We start from the raw sequence: 15,747 nt of genomic DNA on the forward strand, positions 1-15,747 counted from the left end.
GGCGGGGTATTGCAACGCGCTACGCAAAAAATACGGCCTCATTTCTCGCTGCCGTCCAGATCAGATGCATCGCTCTCCGGGCTAAAATCTTGTGACGACACTATCTAGCGGTGCGCAGCCTAAGTGAAATTCAGTTAACTCTGATTCTGTCGTGGATTGGCCGGATAAATCGCCCCCAACACGCTGGCCTGCGACGCGCCCGTCACTGACGGTAAATTCCCCGGCAGACCGGCAAGCATACGCCAGGCAAGCCAGGCAAAGGCCAGCGCTTCCATATCGTCACCGCTGATACCCGCTTCGTCAGTCGTTGTCACTTCGGTGCCCGGCAGCAACGCGGAAAGACGCGCCATCAGCAGCGGATTACGGCTCCCTCCACCACAAACCAGCAGACGTTCACAGCCACCGCACAGCAGCACCTGTTCGGAAATCGTCACCGCCGTCAATTCAACTAACGTGGTTTCAACATCGCGCGGATCAAGCGCCGGAAAATGGGCTAAATGACGTTCAAGCCAGCCGTAATTGAAGTATTCACGCCCGGTGCTTTTCGGCGCAGGGGCGGCGAAGTAAGGATCGCTCAGCATATTTTGCAGCAGCGGCAGAATCACCTTACCGCCGCTCGCCCACTGGGCATCCTGGTCATACGGCTTGCCAAGCTGACGCCAGATCCAGGCATCCATCAGCATGTTTCCGGGCCCGGTGTCATAACCTCTGACCGGCTTGTCGGGGAAGAGCAATGAGATATTAGCGATTCCGCCGATGTTCAGCACCATGCGATGTTCGGTCGGGTGCGCCAACAGCGCATGGTGAAACGCCGGCACCAGCGGTGCGCCCTGCCCGCCAAGGGCAATATCACGACGACGGAAATCGCCGACGACGGTCACGCCGGTTAAGGCGGCGATTTGGTTGTTATCACCGATTTGCTGCGTATGGGGGGCATCGCCCGTGGGTTCATGCCAGACGGTTTGACCGTGGCAGCCAATGGCCACGATATCTTTCGCACTGAGATGCTCGCGTTCCATCAGCGCAAGGACGGCTTCGGCAAAGAGTTTACCCAGACGGTTATCCAGACGCCCCAGTTGCGACAGGGTTAGCGGCTGGCCCTGACAGATACTCAGAATGGCCTCTTTCAGCGGTATGGGCATCGGCCAGGTCAGGCTGGCCTGCTGGGCAACCATCTTGTCATCAATAGCAGCAAGCACAACATCCACGCCATCCAGGCTTGTTCCGGACATCACGCCAATAAAGCGACCCGATTTCATATGCCTTCCTCGTTGCAGGGCTTAAGACGCTCACTCCACCATAAAGTGTTTTGTAAAGCTATCGATTACAAATACTTTTTAACAATCGAATCGGAGTTCGCTGAATGAAAAAAGTCGCCGCCAGCTTATAATCGGCTCGTTTAGGCCCGGTTAAGTTCAGCATCGTTAATATTTTTGCCATGTTTTGGCAGAAGATGTGCCCCGGTGTGACTAAATGCCATATAATTTAATCATGACGAATGCTCAGCAGAGCATGTTTTGGTGAACAGGAGATTCATAGATGATGTTACGTGCACTGGCAGTTACGCTGGTTGGTTTCACTCTGGCAGGTTGTGTTAATGACAATACTCTTTCCGGAGATGTCTATTCCGCCTCGGAAGCCAAACAGGTACAAAATGTCACTTACGGCACCATTGTCAACGTTCGTCAGGTACAGATCCAGGGTGGCGACGAAAACAACGTTGTTGGCGCTTTGGGTGGTGCGGTACTGGGTGGCTTTCTGGGTAACACCGTTGGTGGTGGTACCGGGCGTTCTCTCGCAACAGCGGCAGGTGCCGTTGCAGGTGGCGTAGCCGGTCAGAGCGTGCAGGGTGCGATGAACAAATCACAGGGTGTGGAACTGGAAATTCGTAAAGACGATGGCAGCAGCATTATGGTTGTGCAGAAACAGGGTAACTCCCGTTTCGCAGCAGGCCAGCGTGTGGCACTGGCAACCAACGGTCGTCAGGTTACCGTCTCTCCGCGTTAATCGCGGCGCGGTTTTCGCAGGTGACTGCGTGAACCGTGGAGATAAAAAAAGCCTCGCTTATGCGAGGCTTTTTAATTACGGCTGAGCGTTAGTCTCGCGACTGCAGCTCAATGATGTTCTGTTCCAGCCTGGAAATCAGGCTGATTAACAAATCCAGCTCTTCCGGCGAAATACCCGAAAGGATTTCCCCCCGTGTTTTCTTGATCACCGTTTCCATTTCTTCGATGATCGGGTCAGCTTTTTCTGTCAATTTGATCCGTTTTGCACGGCGATCGTTGGCACAGGTCTGGCGAGAGATAAGGCCCTTCTCTTCCAGTTGGTCCAACGTACGCACCAGCGAAGGCTGCTCGATGCCGATCGCTTTTGCCAGTTGAATTTGCGACTGATCGGGAGGCAGCTGGTGAATGTTATGCAGCGTAACCCAATGCGTTTGCGTCAATTCCAGAGGTTTCAGGCGATGGTCAATCAGAGCACGCCAGATACGCACTAAGCGTGCCAGATCAGAACCTAATGGCGATTCCAATTTCATCTCCTTATAATTAGCTTGCTAAGTTATTATACTCATTTTAGAATAGTGTGCAGCATTTATATTGCTAAAACAAATGCATTGCTGCATTCACCGTGTTCGCGCTCTTGCTATTCCTCCGTCTGGCGGTCTTCGCCGTCAAAACGAACCGGTGAACCTTTTCTGCAAAGGACTAACGCTTGTGACGTTGACAATTCGCTCCCCGGAATTTCCCCTGCAGGACCTGATCCTCGGCGCTTCGGTCTATTTTCCCCCTATCTTTAAAGCGGTGTTGCTGGGGTTTGTGCTGTGGCTGGTTCTGCATCGTTTACTGCGTGACTGGATGTACGCAGGGGATATCTGGCATCCCATCCTGATGGATCTCTCACTGTTCGTGATCGCTATCAGTCTGTCTCTCGGCTTTTTGATCATGTGGTAACTATGCGCCTGAAATCACTTAAATACTTTTCTACGTTACTGGTTCTGGCCGTGGCGCTTGCCGCAGGCTGGTGGTTGTGGAACTTCTATATGCAGGCGCCCTGGACGCGCGACGGCAAAGTGCGTGCCGAGCAGGTCAGTATTACGCCGCAGGTGTCTGGTAGTATTACTGAGCTGAATATCAGGGATAACCAGTTGGTGAAAGCGGGCGATATTTTGTTCCGTATCGACGAAACACCGTACAAAATCGCCGTACTGAATGCCCAGGCACAACTGGCGCGGGCACAGACCGATCTGTCCAAAGCCAACAATGAAGCCAACCGTCGCCGTCATCTGTCGCAGAACTACATTTCGGCAGAAGATCTCGATACCGCCAATATCAACGTTAAGGCGATGCAGGCCAGCGTCGATGCGGCTCAGGCAGCTCTTGAGCAGGCGCAGTGGCAGCTTTCGCAGACTCGCGTAAAAGCTCCCGTAGATGGCTGGATAACGAACTTATCCACCCGCACCGGCAATTACGCCACCGCCGGGCAGCCGCTGTTTGCGCTGATCGATAGCCACTCATTTTACGTGGTGGGCTATTTCGAAGAGACAAAATTGCGTCATATTCGCGAGGGTGCTGCGGCGCAAATCGTTCTTTATAGTGGGAATGTAACGTTACAGGGTCACGTTTCCAGCATTGGTCGGGCCATTTATGACCAAAGCGTGGAGACCAATAGCGGCCTGGTGGCGGACATCAAGCCAAACGTCCCCTGGGTGCGGCTGGCCCAGCGTGTGCCCGTGCGCATTCAGTTTGCTTCCCTGCCTACAGACGTGACGCTGGTCTCCGGCACCACCTGCACGGTATCGATCGGCGGCGCGAAGTGAAAATCGCCATCCCCCTGCCCTGGCTTACCGCGACACGACCCCAGTGGCGCTACGCCATCCGCAACAGTGTGGCGATGTGTTTGGCCCTGACCATCGCCTATTACCTCAATCTGGATGAACCCTACTGGGCGATGACCTCCGCCGCCGTGGTGAGTTTTCCAACCGTGGGCGGGGTGATCAGTAAAAGTCTTGGCCGCGTCGCGGGCAGTCTGCTTGGGGCAATGGCGGCGATGATCATTGCCGGGCATACGCTTAACGATCCGTGGATGTTCCTGTTTGCCATGGCCGCGTGGATCGGATTTTGCACCTGGGCCTGCGCTCAGTTCAGTAATAACGTGGCCTACGCCTTCCAGCTGGCCGGATATACCGCTGCGATTATTGCCTTTCCGGTGGTCAACATTACGGACACCACCGAACTGTGGGACATCGCCCAGGCCCGCGTCTGCGAGGTGCTGCTGGGTATTTTGTGCGGCGGCATGATGATGATGATCATGCCGAGTACTTCGGACGGTACCGCGTTGCTCACCGCGCTGAAAAAGATGCATGCCCGCCTGCTTGAACATGCCAGCCTGCTCTGGCAACCGGAGATAACCGACGCCATCCGCACCGCGCATGAAAGTGTGATCGGCCAGATACTGACCATGAATTTATTGCGCATTCAGGCTTTCTGGAGCCACTACCGTTTTCGTCGTCAGAACCGCCTTCTCAATTACCTGCTCCATCAGCAGCTGCGCCTGACCAGCGTGATATCCAGCCTGCGCCGGCTGTTGTTGAACTGGCCAGATCCGCCGGGCAATACGCGGGCCATCCTCGACGCCTTACTGGCAGAGCTTGCCCGGCCTGGTGCCCATTTTTATACTGTGGCACGCATTATTGCCCCGCTGGCCCCTAAGGATGATTATGGCTATCGGCACCGTGCCTTCTGGCACCGGCTGCGTTATTTCTGTCGCCTGTATCTTGCCAGCAGTGGCTGGCTGGCGCGGCTGGAAAATGCCACCCCGATAACCGAGTTTTCGCTCCCCAGAAGCCGGGCACTGGCGCGCTTTACGGACAACGCCGAAGCGCTGTGGAGCGGGATCCGCACCTTCTGCGCCCTGAGCCTGGTGGGGGCATGGACCATCACCAGCCAGTGGGAATACGGCGATGCGGCACTGACTCTGGCTGCCATCAGTTGCGTGCTGTATTCCGTCTCTCCGGCCCCGTTTAACTCACTGACGCTGCTGCTACGCACCCTCACGTTGCTTACGTTGTTCAGCTTCGTCGTGAAGTTTGGCCTGATGGTGCAGATCAGCGATTTATGGGTGTTCTTGCTGTTTTTACTGCCGCTGTTGACCACCATGCAGTTACTTAAGCTGCAAATGCCGAAGCTGGCCGGCCTCTGGGGGCAGTTGATTGTATTTATGGGATCGTTTATTTCGGTGACCAATCCTCCGGTCTATGACCTGGCGGATTTTTTAAATGACGATCTGGCGAAGATCCTCGGTGTGGCGCTCGCCTGGCTGTCGTTTGCCGTTTTGCGACCAGGCTCAGACGCGCGCAAAAGCCGCCGCCATATTCGCGCGCTGCGGCGCGGTTTTGTCGATCAGCTCAGCCGTATCCCGACCATGAGCGAAGGTGAATTTGAGTCCGTGGTCTATCACCACATCAGCCAGTTGAGTAACAGCAAAGATGCGCTGGCCCGCCGCTGGCTGCTGCGCTGGGGCGTGGTGTTGCTCAATTGCTCGCATGTGGTCTGGCAACTGCGCGACTGGGAGGCTCGCTCAGATCCGCTGTCGAAAGTGCGGGATCTCTGCCTGAGCCTGTTGCGCGACGTGATGAGTGAGCGTGGTGTCCAGCAGCGTCCGCTGGCGGTGACGCTCAGCGAATTGCAGCGGATTTGCGATACGCTGGCACGCCATCATCAGCCTGCCGCCCGGGACCTGGCGTCGCTCATCTGGCGACTGTACTGCTCGTTGTCACAGCTGGAACAGGCCCCGGCAGCAGGCACACTGGCCGATTCCGCTAGCGGATAACCCCACAGGCGTAACGCGCCCCGCCACCGCCGAGCGGTTTGGGTGAATCGGACATGTTATCGCCGCCAACGTGAACCATCAGGGCTTTGTCTTTCACCTCACTGAGTTTTTTCAGGCGCGGCGCAACCACCACGTCGGTCGCCTTACCGTCGTTGTTGACCACCAGCACCGGCAAATCACCCAAATGCCCCATGCCGTCCGGGCCTTCGTGTTTACCGGTTTTATCGGGATCGAGATGACCACCGGCTGCCTCAGCCGCCGACGGTTTTCCGTCTTTCATCGCGGGTTCGCAGGAGCCTTTGGCATGAACATGAAAGCCATGTTCACCGGGCGGAAGCCCGTGTAGATCGGGCGTAAATTCCAGCCCTTTATCGGTTTCGCTGATGTTCACCGTACCGATGGACTGCCCGGTCCCTTCGGCCGTCACGAGGTTCATCTTCACTTCGGTACTGGCCGCCTGCGCACTGGCGCAGACGAACAGTGTTAAGATTGCCAGACTAAAACGCTTCATATGACCTCCGTTTTTAGCTTTTGCCCCGTAAGTTTAAACCAGGGGAGAAGATTTTGCGGAAAGTCAGCCAGCGCTAATCAGGGAACATCATAACCCAGTGCCGCTTTACGGATGCGGAACCACTGTTGGCGCGTCATCTCCAGGCTTGCCGCCCCCAGAGCCGAACGCACGCGTTCAATCTTGCCGGAGCCGATAATCGGCAGCGGTTGTGACGGCAGGCGCATCACCCAGGCGTACACCACCTGTTCGATACTTTGCGCATTCAGCTCTTGCGCCACTTTAGTCAGTTCATCGCGCAGGGGCTGGAACGCCTCATCGTTGAACAGACGCCCGCCGCCCAGGCACGACCACGCCATCGGGCGAATGCGCAATTGTTGGAGTTGATCCAGCGTACCGTCCAGCAGTAGCGGCTGGTGAACCGGAGAGAGCTCAACCTGGTTCGTCGCCAGCGTGAACGGCAGACGCGACTGGAGTAGCGCGAACTGAGCCGGTGTGAAGTTCGACACGCCAAAATGGCTCACTTTGCCACTCTGGTGCAGATGCAGGAATGCCTCCGCCACTTCATCAGCATCCATCAGCGGATCCGGGCGATGAATCAGCAGCAGGTCCAGGCGTTCAGTCGCCAGATTCACCAAGGATTGCTCGGCGCTGGCAATAATGTGATCGCGGCTGGTGATGTAGTGGCCCAGCGCATTCTCAGCGCGAGCGGTGGTGGCAATGCCGCATTTAGAGACAATTTCCATGCACTGACGAAGATGAGGGGCCAGCCTGAGCGCCTCGCCAAATGCCGCTTCGCACTGGTAGCCGCCGTAGATATCCGCATGGTCGACGGTGGTGACACCGAGGTCCAGGTGCTCTTCAATAAAGCTCACCAACTGGCGGGCAGACATGTTCCATGTCCATCAGACGCCAGTAGCCCATGACAAAACGGGAGAACTCCGGTCCCTGTGGTGCAAGGGTAATTCTCTGAACCATAACCACTTCCTCAACAATAATTTGCCATGAGTATACGCAATTATGGCGTCAAAACAGTGAAGGTTGCTCAGGTTCTTCGGGTGGGAGGGCTTTGTTCGCACGTAATTTGCGCAGGAAGCGTTGACGACACAGGCGCAGGACATCCTGCTTTTGCGCATCATTCATGGTTTGCCAGTTGAACCGTTCTTCGCGGCTGCGCATACAGCCACGGCAAAATCCCCGCTCATCTGACTGGCATATTCCCCGGCACGGACTCTGGACGGGGAAAAACTCCAGTTGCTCTGGCACGCCTTGTCTCCTGTGGTGTTGGTCTCTCTTCATTGAAGACTGCGCGCGCGTAACCTGCAAGATCCAAAGCGCATCTATTGCTACTTGCAATAGACCAATCGGTCTAGTAGATTGTGCCCATGAGCAGAAACACCGAACACGATACCCGCGAACACCTGCTGGAAACTGGCGAGCGCTTATGTATGCACCGCGGTTTTACCGGCATGGGGTTGAGCGAACTACTGAAAACAGCGGAAGTGCCGAAAGGTTCTTTCTATCACTATTTTCGCTCCAAAGAGGCGTTTGGCGTTGCCATGCTTGAACGTCATTATGCCGGTTATCACCAGCGTCTGGCGGACCATTTTGCCAGCGGCGCAGGTAACTATCGCGATCGCCTGCTCGCCTACTACCAGCATACGCTGGTGCAGTTTTGCGAGCAGGGCATTATCAGCGGTTGCCTGACGGTCAAACTCTCTGCCGAGGTCTGTGACCTGTCAGAAACGATGCGTGAGGCCATGGATAAAGGTGCAAGTGGCATCATCACCTTGCTGGCACAGGCGCTGGAAAACGGCCGCCGTAACCAGTGTCTGACGTTTGCTGGTGATGCACTGACGCGAGCCCAGGTGCTCTATTCCCTGTGGCTGGGGGCCAATCTGCAGGCCAAGATTTCTCGCAGTGCCGTGCCGCTGGAAAGCGCACTGGCCCATGCACAAACCATTATTGCAGCGCCTGTTTAACGGGCGTTTTTATTTACCTTATTACTAGTCGACCGGTCTATTCAGGAGATTCTATGTCCAGCAACTTGTTTACGCCGCTGAAAGTGGGCGCGATTACTGTTCCAAACCGTGTGTTGATGGCCCCGCTGACGCGTCTGCGCAGTATTGAGCCTGGCGATATCCCGACCCCGCTGATGGGCGAATATTACCGTCAACGCACCAGCTCTGGCCTGATCATCAGTGAAGCAACCCAAATCTCCGCACAGGCAAAAGGTTATGCAGGCGCACCGGGTCTGCACAGCCCGGAGCAGATTGCCGCATGGAAAAAAATCACCAATGGCGTTCATGCTGAAAACGGCCATATGGCGGTTCAGCTGTGGCACACCGGGCGCATTTCTCACAACAGCCTGCAGCCTGGCGGCCAGGCACCGGTGGCCCCTTCGGCAATCAGTGCCGGTACCCGTACTTCCCTGCGTGATGCCAACGGCAACGCTACCCGTGAAGACACCTCTATGCCACGCGCGCTGGAAACCAGCGAAATTCCGGGCATCGTGAATGATTTCCGCCAGGCGGTAATCAACGCGCGTGATGCCGGTTTTGATCTGGTCGAACTGCACTCTGCCCACGGCTATTTGCTGCACCAGTTCCTGTCGCCGTCTGCCAACCAGCGTACCGACCAGTACGGCGGGAGCATCAAAAATCGTGCCCGTCTGGTGCTCGAAGTGGTTGATGCCGTCAGCGCCGCCTGGAGTGCGGATCGCATCGGTATTCGCGTCTCCCCTATCGGTTCTTTCCAGAACACCGACAACGGCCCGAATGAAGAAGAAGACGCACTGTACTTTATCGAAGAGCTGGGCAAACGCGGGATTGCCTATCTGCACATGTCCGAACCGGACTGGGCAGGTGGTCAGCCTTATACCGAAGAATTCCGTCGCAAAGTGCGTGAACGTTTCCACGGCCCGATCATTGGCGCTGGTGCATATACGGTTGAGAAAGCAGAAGATCTGATTGCGAAAGGGTTGATCGATGCGGTTGCCTTTGGTCGCGCCTATATCGCTAACCCAGATCTGGTTGCACGCCTGCAGCACAAAGCCGAACTGAACCCGCAGCGCCCGGAAACCTTCTATGGCGGTGGCGCGGAAGGTTATACCGATTACCCTTCTTTATAATCACTCGATTGATAGCGGCAGGGATCCGCCGCTATACTAAAACTCTGTTTCGAATGATAATTCATTGACGCTTAAGAGGACATTATGCGCTTACTTCACACCATGCTGCGCGTTGGCGACCTGCAACGCTCCATCGATTTCTACACCAAAGTGCTGGGCATGCAGCTACTGCGTACCAGTGAAAACCCGGAATACAAATATTCACTGGCCTTTGTGGGTTATGGTCCGGAAAGCGATACGGCCGTTATCGAACTGACCTATAACTGGGGCGTGGATAAATACGACCAGGGCAGCGCTTACGGTCATATCGCGCTGGAAGTGGATAATGCGGCAGAAGCCTGTGAGCGCATTCGTCAAAATGGCGGCAACGTGACGCGTGAAGCCGGTCCGGTCAAAGGTGGCACCACCGTTATCGCCTTTATCGAAGATCCGGACGGCTACAAAGTCGAACTGATTGAAGCCAAAGACGCGGGACGCGGTTTGGTCAATTAATGCTTTACGGGCGCCGCTGGCGCCCGCTGTTTTACATCCCTTCGCAAAATTTGCCATAATGCGCTGCCATTTTCCCTTAGCAAGAGACTCCGATGTCCGATAACGCCCAACTTACCGGTCTGTGCGACCGTTTTCGCGGTTTTTACCCTGTCGTGATTGATGTTGAAACCGCCGGGTTTAACGCCAAAACCGATGCACTGCTGGAGGTCGCCGCCATCACCCTGAAAATGGACGAGCAAGGCTGGTTAATGCCTGACAGCACGCTGCATTTTCATGTTGAACCGTTCGAAGGGGCAAACCTGCAGCCGGAAGCACTGGCGTTTAACGGTATAAACCCAAACGATCCGCAGCGCGGCGCGGTGAGCGAGAACGACGCGCTGCACGCCATCTTCAAAATGGTGCGTAAAGGCATTAAAGATCAGAACTGCAATCGCGCCATTATGGTGGCCCACAATGCCACTTTCGATCATAGTTTTATGATGGCCGCCGCCGAGCGAGCATCGCTCAAGCGCAATCCTTTCCACCCGTTCGTGACCTTTGATACCGCGTCGTTAAGCGGACTGGCGCTGGGACAGACGGTGCTCTCCAAAGCCTGTGCCGCCGCCGGAATGAAATTTGACGCCACTCAGGCGCATTCCGCTCTGTATGATACGGAGCAAACCGCGCAGCTGTTTTGCGAGATAGTGAACCGCTGGAAACGACTGGGCGGCTGGCCGCTGCCCATCGCAGATAGCGAGGAGTAAAAAAAGCGACCCGAAGGTCGCTTTTTTATTGCGCAGAGATTATTCCGCGTCCGGTTCTTCGGATTTGTACTTCGCTGCAGTCTCTTTGATCAGCGGCTGCAGTTCGCCGCGCTGATACATCTCAATGATGATATCGCAACCGCCAACCAGTTCGCCGTCAACCCACAGTTGCGGGAAAGTCGGCCAGTTTGCGTATTTCGGCAGCTCGGCGCGAATGTCCGGGTTCTGCAGAATGTCAACGTAGGCAAAGCGTTCGCCACAGGCGGAAAGCGCCTGTACAGCCTGTGCGGAGAAGCCGCAGCTTGGCAGCTTCGGAGAGCCTTTCATGTACAGGAGAATCGGGTTTTCAGCGATCTGGCGCTGGATCTTTTCAATGGTAGAGCTCATTGTCTTGCTTCCTTCAACTTCTTCTCGGCAGATAGTCGTCATTGTAACGGTTAAGGTGCTTAACCGAAAATAACATTTTGTTCACCACTCATTATTTTATCGCCTGTCGCCATAAGTTGCCTTCAAAATGTGACTTATCTTACCTCTGTCCGCACGGTGATAGTTCAACATTTGAGCTTCTTCCAGCCTCGATTGGTTATTTTTTTTGCGCTCGCTAACGAAACACAGTTTTAGATGCAAAAACCCTATTAACTTTTCTGCTTTTTATAGATTAGAATCGACGCGGTTCTAAATCATACGCAAGCATTATTGAATGCCTGCACTTATCAGGGGATTGCTCAGTGGCGCGAATTCATAAAGCTTCGATCACGCTCTGTGCTTTGTTGTTCACCACGTTGACGTTCACGCCACTCACGCATGCTTCCGAGCAGACGCAAGACTCGGCTGTGCATAAGACAACGCATCTGGCGAAAGCATCCGAGAGTAAGAAAAAAACCACCACCGAAAAAACATCAAAGAAAAGCAGTCGCACCGAAAAAAAAACAACGGCTAAAGCCGGAACGAAAAAAGTAGCAGTGACGAAAAAATCGTCAACCAGCAGCAAAAAAACCACCAGTAAGAATTCCTCCCGTCACAGTAAAACCAGCCCGACTCCCATCGCCGCTACCGCTATGACGGAAAAATGCACAAAGCGTAAAGGCCATAAGCCGCATTGTGTAAAAGTGAAAGGCAGCAAACCTGTTGCCATTTCAGAAGCACACAAAGTCCGTATCCAGAAAGTACAGAAAACCGCAATGTCCAAGCTGATGAATCAGATTGGCAAACCTTACCATTGGGGCGGCACCTCCCCGATGACCGGGTTTGATTGCAGTGGTCTGGTCTATTACGCCTATAAAGATCTGGTGAAATTCCGCATTCCCCGCACCGCAAACGAAATGTATCACCTGCGTGATGCCTCTCCGGTCAACGTCGCGGAACTGGAAAGCGGCGATCTGGTGTTCTTCCGTACGCAAGGTCGTGGTACTGCTGACCACGTGGGTGTTTATGTCGGCAACGGCAAATTCATTCAGTCACCGCGCAGCGGCCAGGATATTCAGATTACCTCATTAAGCGAAGACTACTGGCAGCGTCATTATGTGGGTGCCCGCAGAATGGTTACGCCAAAAACGATCCGCTAATCCCATTACCTGCCGCTCCGGTGGCAGGTAACTCTCTCTTTTTTCTCCCGTTTCGATTTGCTACCCTACCCTTACACTCAATAAGGTTATTGAGTGCATTAAAACAATAAGGAGAGAAGCAATGTCGTTCGAATTACCTGCATTACCGTATGCAAAAGACGCCCTGGCCCCGCATATTTCTGCGGAAACGCTGGAGTACCATCACGGCAAACACCATCAGGCTTATGTCACCAATCTGAATAACCTGGTTAAAGGCAGCCCGCTTGAAGGCAAAACGCTGGAAGAGATTATTCGTAGCTCCGAAGGCGGCGTGTTTAACAATGCGGCTCAGGTCTGGAACCATACCTTCTACTGGCACTGTCTGGCCCCGAACGCGGGTGGTGAACCCACAGGCGCAGTGGCCGCCGCCATCGCCGATGCGTTTGGCAGCTTCGCAGAGTTTAAGGCGAAATTCACGGATGCCGCGGTGAAGAACTTTGGTTCAGGCTGGACGTGGCTGGTGAAAAACGCCGATGGCAAGCTGGCTATCGTTTCGACCTCTAATGCCGGAACGCCGCTGACCACCGACGCCACACCGCTGCTGACTGTGGATGTGTGGGAACACGCTTACTACATTGACTATCGCAACGCCCGTCCAAATTATCTGGAGCATTTCTGGGCGCTGGTCAACTGGGAGTTTGTCGCGAAGAATCTCGCCGCGTAATCATCAGGAGGGGAAACCCTCCTGTTTTTTATTCCGCCGCAGCGCAGTTGCGTTCTGCATTGGCTCTGCCGGAGAACAGCACCAACAGTAATGCCATCCCGGCAATAATCGCCCCGGTAACTGGCACAACGGTATAGCCCAGGCCGCCCGAGATCACCGCACCGCCTGCTGCTGCACCCAGTGCATTACCCAAGTTGAACGCCCCAATATTCACTGACGATGACAATCCTGGCGCTTCATGTGCCACACGCATCACGCGCATCTGCAGCGGCGGAACCACCGCAAAGGTTGCCGCTCCCCAGATAACCATGCTGATAGCCGCACCAACTTCACTGCGCGCCAGCCAGGGGATAGCAGCCATAATCACGATCAATAACAGCAAGAAGCCTTTCAGGGTCGCGGTGACGGAACGGTCAGCCAGTTTGCCGCCAAGGTAGTTGCCAATGGAGAAACCCACACCCACCAGCACCAGCATCGCGGTAATAAAGGCCGGCGTGGCATCGGTAATACGGTGCAGAACCGGTGAAATATAGGTGTAAAGCGTGAACATCGCCCCTGCCCCTAACACGGTCGTTAACAGTGCAGAGACCACCTGCGGTCGCATTAATACCGACAACTCTTTGCGCACATCAGGCCGTTCACCTGCACTGCCCTTCGGCAAGGAGAAATAGAGGCTGACCATGGCGATAACACCCAGCCCTGCCGTTGCGAGGAACGACATACGCCAGCCAATCGCCCCACCCAGCCAGGTTGCTGCAGGCACCCCGCCGATATTGGCGATCGTCAGCCCCATAAACATGGTTGCCACCGCGCTGGCCTGTTTTTCTTTCGCCACCACGCTTGCGGCCACCACCGAACCCAGACCAAAGAAGGCACCGTGGTTCAGGCTGGTAATAATGCGGGAGAGCATCAGGGTTGTGTAATCAGGTGATATTGCCGACAGCACGTTGCCGAGGGTAAAAATCGCCATCAGAAATACCAGCGCATTCCGCCGGGCACGGTGTGAAAGCAGCAGCGTCATCAGCGGCGCCCCGACCATCACGCCGATGGCGTAGGCGCTAATAAGCATACCCGCTGCCGGGATCGACACATCCACACCCTGGGCGATAACGGGTAGTAAACCCATCGGTGAAAATTCGGTTGTACCGATGCCAAAAGCGCCAATCGCCAGGGCAAGCAGTGGGAAATTGATCTTCATAAATAGACTCCGGAATTGCCGTGTCGACGCGCGACACCGTCACAGAAGCCAAAAGTATGACATCAATCACAAAAAACAGAAGTTAGCGAAATGCGAAAAGACTATTGCTGATTTGATGACAATGGTGGGAAAAGATGAGGGAGAGAGAACTCTCCCCTGGATAAATCAATGCAGTGCCGCCGTCAGCGCGCCAGCAACAATCAGAGCGAGAACGATAACGGTGGTAACTAAAGAAAACTTCAGGTCGGTGCTCATCAATTTTTCCCCTTATTAATTTCCACACAAAAAGTGATGTAACGCATTTTTGCATAAATAAACGTAAAAATCTTGCTGGATTTAGATTGATATACGTTTTAGCGCTTCCCCTTTTGTTCAAGATAAGACAAAATTCGACGCTAAATTTATTAGCGTACCGGCCATTGACTCCCCTCCTGACGTCCAGTGTCTTTTTCCCGGCGTAATGCAATCCCTTCTATGGGTACAGGGTGATGGTAGGCAAACGTTTACCTTTTGTATTATCAGGAGTTTACGATATGGTCTGGAGTAAGATCTGATGGCAACGATTAAAGACGTAGCGAAGCGAGCAAACGTTTCCACCACAACCGTATCACATGTAATTAACAAGACGCGTTTCGTTGCTGAAGAGACGCGTAACGCCGTTTGGGCAGCAATTAAAGAACTACACTATTCGCCCAGCGCCGTTGCCCGCAGCCTGAAAGTCAATCACACAAAATCTATTGGCTTACTGGCGACCAGCAGCGAAGCGGCTTATTTCGCCGAGATCATTGAGGCGGTTGAGAAAAATTGTTTCCAGAAAGGCTACACCCTTATTCTCGGCAATGCCTGGAATAACCTGGAAAAGCAGCGCGCGTATCTGTCAATGATGGCGCAAAAGCGCGTCGACGGTCTGCTGGTGATGTGTTCTGAATATCCGGAAACGTTACTCAGCATGCTGGAAGAATATCGCCATATTCCGATGGTGGTGATGGACTGGGGCGAAGCCAAAGCCGACTTTACCGACACGGTAATTGATAACGCCTTTGCCGGTGGCTATATGGCTGGCCGCTATCTGATCGAACGTGGGCATCGCGAGATTGGCGTGATCCCGGGCCCGCTTGAGCGTAATACCGGTGCAGGCCGCCTTAGCGGCTTTATGAAAGCGATGGAAGAAGCCCACATCACGGTACCGGAAAACTGGATCGTGCAGGGTGACTTCGAGCCGGAGTCCGGTTATCGCGCGATGCAACAAATGCTGACCCAGTCATCTCGCCCGACCGCAGTGTTCTGCGGTGGCGACATTATGGCGATGGGTGCGCTGTGCGCCGCCGACGAAATGGGCCTGCGCGTACCGCAGGATATTTCGGTGATCGGATACGATAACGTGCGCAACTCGCGTTTCTTCACCCCATCGCTGACGACCATTCATCAGCCGAAAGACTCGCTGGGTGAGACTGCGTTTAACATGCTGCTGGACCGCATCGTCAATAAACGTGAAGAGTCGCAGTCCATCGAAGTGCATCCGCGCCTGATTGAACGCCGTTCGGTTGCCGACGGTCCGTTCCGCGACTACCGCCGTTAA

At 54.5% G+C, this 15,747-nt stretch carries 18 protein-coding genes and 2 pseudogenes; 12 read left to right on the plus strand and 8 right to left on the minus strand.

What is annotated here, in order from left to right; translation table 11 throughout:
* Positions 1-95: pseudogene (locus ACSZPU_RS04180) on the plus strand (IS5/IS1182 family transposase); the annotation flags it as partial.
* A gap of 39 nt (positions 96-134) precedes the next feature.
* Here ACSZPU_RS04180 and anmK read toward each other — a convergent pair.
* Complete coding sequence (gene anmK, locus ACSZPU_RS04185; protein ID WP_498995790.1) at positions 135-1,259, minus strand: anhydro-N-acetylmuramic acid kinase; 1,125 nt, start codon at positions 1,257-1,259, stop codon at positions 135-137.
* Positions 1,260-1,539: 280 nt separating this feature from the next.
* Here anmK and slyB point away from each other — a divergent pair, with 280 nt between their 5' ends.
* The gene (gene slyB, locus ACSZPU_RS04190; protein WP_498995792.1) at positions 1,540-2,007 is read left to right on the plus strand and encodes an outer membrane lipoprotein SlyB; all 468 of its coding nucleotides are present in this window, start codon (positions 1,540-1,542) and stop codon (positions 2,005-2,007) included.
* Positions 2,008-2,095: 88 nt separating this feature from the next.
* Here the strand turns inward: slyB and slyA are convergent, their stop codons facing one another.
* Entirely contained in the window at positions 2,096-2,536 is a 441-nt protein-coding gene (gene slyA / locus ACSZPU_RS04195; RefSeq protein ID WP_498995793.1) for a transcriptional regulator SlyA, read from the minus strand.
* 178 nt (positions 2,537-2,714) lie between these two features.
* Between slyA and ACSZPU_RS04200 the strand changes: the two genes are divergently transcribed.
* From ACSZPU_RS04200 to ACSZPU_RS04210, 3 genes are read left to right on the plus strand one after another with little or no spacing between them, the layout of a single operon-like run.
* Positions 2,715-2,951 carry a DUF1656 domain-containing protein gene (locus tag ACSZPU_RS04200; RefSeq protein WP_498995794.1) on the plus strand — a complete coding sequence of 79 codons (237 nt, stop codon included), beginning with the start codon at positions 2,715-2,717 and terminating at the stop codon, positions 2,949-2,951.
* A gap of 2 nt (positions 2,952-2,953) precedes the next feature.
* The gene (locus ACSZPU_RS04205; RefSeq protein WP_498995796.1) at positions 2,954-3,817 is read left to right on the plus strand and encodes an efflux RND transporter periplasmic adaptor subunit; all 864 of its coding nucleotides are present in this window, start codon (positions 2,954-2,956) and stop codon (positions 3,815-3,817) included.
* Positions 3,814-5,829: an FUSC family protein gene (locus ACSZPU_RS04210; RefSeq protein ID WP_498995798.1), complete on the plus strand. Its 2,016-nt coding sequence runs from the start codon at positions 3,814-3,816 to the stop codon at positions 5,827-5,829. The genes ACSZPU_RS04205 and ACSZPU_RS04210 overlap by 4 nt, the downstream gene beginning before the upstream one ends.
* Here ACSZPU_RS04210 and sodC read toward each other — a convergent pair.
* The 3 genes and pseudogenes from sodC to ACSZPU_RS04225 all read right to left on the minus strand — a co-directional run bounded on the left by sodC (position 5,819) and on the right by ACSZPU_RS04225 (position 7,603).
* A complete protein-coding gene (gene sodC / locus ACSZPU_RS04215) occupies positions 5,819-6,340 on the minus strand; it encodes a superoxide dismutase [Cu-Zn] SodC (protein ID WP_498995800.1) in 522 nt (173 codons plus the stop codon). The two genes, ACSZPU_RS04210 and sodC, sit on opposite strands and share 11 nt — an antisense overlap.
* Before the next feature lie 77 nt (positions 6,341-6,417).
* Positions 6,418-7,315 (minus strand): annotated as a pseudogene (locus ACSZPU_RS04220) (aldo/keto reductase).
* A gap of 48 nt (positions 7,316-7,363) precedes the next feature.
* The gene (locus ACSZPU_RS04225; RefSeq protein WP_498995804.1) at positions 7,364-7,603 is read right to left on the minus strand and encodes a DUF1289 domain-containing protein; all 240 of its coding nucleotides are present in this window, start codon (positions 7,601-7,603) and stop codon (positions 7,364-7,366) included.
* Between the two features lie 119 nt (positions 7,604-7,722).
* On the opposite strand from ACSZPU_RS04225, the gene ACSZPU_RS04230 reads away from it, so the two are divergent.
* The 4 genes from ACSZPU_RS04230 to rnt all read left to right on the plus strand — a co-directional run bounded on the left by ACSZPU_RS04230 (position 7,723) and on the right by rnt (position 10,702).
* Positions 7,723-8,319, plus strand: a complete 597-nt coding sequence (locus ACSZPU_RS04230) for a TetR/AcrR family transcriptional regulator (protein ID WP_498995806.1) — start codon at positions 7,723-7,725, stop codon at positions 8,317-8,319.
* 53 nt (positions 8,320-8,372) lie between these two features.
* Positions 8,373-9,467: an alkene reductase gene (locus ACSZPU_RS04235; protein ID WP_498995808.1), complete on the plus strand. Its 1,095-nt coding sequence runs from the start codon at positions 8,373-8,375 to the stop codon at positions 9,465-9,467.
* Positions 9,468-9,551: 84 nt separating this feature from the next.
* Positions 9,552-9,959: a lactoylglutathione lyase gene (gloA, locus tag ACSZPU_RS04240; protein WP_498995809.1), complete on the plus strand. Its 408-nt coding sequence runs from the start codon at positions 9,552-9,554 to the stop codon at positions 9,957-9,959.
* 92 nt (positions 9,960-10,051) lie between these two features.
* Positions 10,052-10,702: a ribonuclease T gene (gene rnt / locus ACSZPU_RS04245; protein WP_498995811.1), complete on the plus strand. Its 651-nt coding sequence runs from the start codon at positions 10,052-10,054 to the stop codon at positions 10,700-10,702.
* A gap of 39 nt (positions 10,703-10,741) precedes the next feature.
* Here the strand turns inward: rnt and grxD are convergent, their stop codons facing one another.
* A complete protein-coding gene (grxD, locus tag ACSZPU_RS04250) occupies positions 10,742-11,089 on the minus strand; it encodes a monothiol glutaredoxin 4 (RefSeq protein WP_498995813.1) in 348 nt (115 codons plus the stop codon).
* Between the two features lie 341 nt (positions 11,090-11,430).
* Between grxD and ACSZPU_RS04255 the strand changes: the two genes are divergently transcribed.
* Both ACSZPU_RS04255 and sodB read left to right on the plus strand, forming a co-directional pair.
* Positions 11,431-12,267 carry a C40 family peptidase gene (locus ACSZPU_RS04255; protein ID WP_498995815.1) on the plus strand — a complete coding sequence of 279 codons (837 nt, stop codon included), beginning with the start codon at positions 11,431-11,433 and terminating at the stop codon, positions 12,265-12,267.
* Positions 12,268-12,388: 121 nt separating this feature from the next.
* Positions 12,389-12,970: a superoxide dismutase [Fe] gene (sodB, locus tag ACSZPU_RS04260; protein ID WP_498995817.1), complete on the plus strand. Its 582-nt coding sequence runs from the start codon at positions 12,389-12,391 to the stop codon at positions 12,968-12,970.
* A gap of 28 nt (positions 12,971-12,998) precedes the next feature.
* Here the strand turns inward: sodB and ACSZPU_RS04265 are convergent, their stop codons facing one another.
* Positions 12,999-14,168: an MFS transporter gene (locus tag ACSZPU_RS04265; RefSeq protein ID WP_498995818.1), complete on the minus strand. Its 1,170-nt coding sequence runs from the start codon at positions 14,166-14,168 to the stop codon at positions 12,999-13,001.
* A 165-nt stretch (positions 14,169-14,333) separates the two neighbouring features.
* On the minus strand, positions 14,334-14,423 hold the full coding sequence (gene cydH / locus ACSZPU_RS04270) for a cytochrome bd-I oxidase subunit CydH (protein ID WP_498995820.1): 90 nt from the start codon (positions 14,421-14,423) through the stop codon (positions 14,334-14,336).
* Between the two features lie 298 nt (positions 14,424-14,721).
* On the opposite strand from cydH, the gene purR reads away from it, so the two are divergent.
* Positions 14,722-15,747, plus strand: a complete 1,026-nt coding sequence (gene purR / locus ACSZPU_RS04275; protein ID WP_498995823.1) for an HTH-type transcriptional repressor PurR — start codon at positions 14,722-14,724, stop codon at positions 15,745-15,747.

Origin of the sequence: Phytobacter sp. V69 (genome assembly GCF_965644215.1) — a bacterium.
Lineage (GTDB): Bacteria > Pseudomonadota > Gammaproteobacteria > Enterobacterales > Enterobacteriaceae > Phytobacter.